Genomic DNA, 1,025 nt, shown 5'->3' with positions numbered 1-1,025 from the left:
AGCAGCCAGGGGACGGCGTCGGGCTCGGGGGCGGTGGGCTCGGCGGCGGGCTTTGCGGTGGGCGCCTCCTCCAGGATGACGTGGGCGTTGGTGCCGCTCACCCCGAAGGCCGACACGGCGGCCCGGCGCGGGCGGTCGGCCGCCGGCCACGGCCGGGCCTCCGTCAGCAGCCGCACCTCCCCGACCGACCAGTCGACCTGGGTGGTCGGCGCGTCCACGTGGAGGGTCCGCGGCAGCACGCCGTGGCGCAGCGCCTCGACCATCTTGATCACGCCGGCGACGCCGGCGGCTGCCTGGGTGTGGCCGATGTTGGACTTCAACGACCCCAGCCAGAGCGGCTGTTCGGCCGGACGGCCCTGCCCGTAGGTGGCCAGCACCGCCTGCGCCTCGATCGGGTCGCCCAGCGGGGTGCCGGTGCCGTGCGCCTCGACGGCGTCGACGTCGGCGGCCGTCAGCCTGGCGTTGGCGAGCGCGGCCCGGATCACCCGCTGCTGGGCGGGCCCGTTGGGCGCGGTGAGGCCATTGGACGCGCCGTCCTGGTTGACGGCCGAACCCCGGACCACGGCCAGCACCTCGTGCCCCAGCCGCCGGGCGTCCGACAGCCGCTCCAGGACGAGGACCGCCACGCCCTCCGCCCAGCCGGTGCCGTCGGCGGCGTCCGCGAAGGCCTTGCAGCGCCCGTCGGTCGCCAGGCCGCGCTGCCGGGAGAACTCCACGAACGGCGAGGGCTGGGACATCACCGCGACGCCGCCGGCCAGCGCCAGCGTGGACTCGCCGCTGCGCAGCGACTGGGCGGCCAGGTGGACGGCGACCAGCGAGGAGGAGCAGGCGGTGTCGACGGTGATCGCGGGCCCCTCCAGGCCGAGCGTGTAGGCGACCCGGCCCGAGGCCACGGAGCCGGAGGTGCCGGTGGCGAGGAAGCCTTCGAGCCCGGCGGGCACGCTTCGCAGACCGGTGGCGTAGTCGTGGTACATGACGCCGGAGAACACGCCGACGGCCGTGCCGCGCAGGCCCGCCGGGTCCAG

General features: G+C 76.5%; 1 protein-coding gene. It reads right to left on the bottom strand.

Features of this window, described 5'->3' with window-relative positions:
* On the bottom strand, positions 1-1,025 hold a 1,025-nt coding region (locus AE652_RS40990), incomplete at both ends, for a polyketide synthase (protein ID WP_049661036.1).

It is taken from the genome of Kitasatospora sp. MY 5-36 (assembly GCF_001182915.1).
In the GTDB taxonomy this organism is placed as follows: Bacteria; Actinomycetota; Actinomycetes; order Streptomycetales; family Streptomycetaceae; genus Kitasatospora.
Note: the sequence above shows the minus strand (reverse complement) of the source record. Positions and strands in the feature narration are given on the sequence as shown.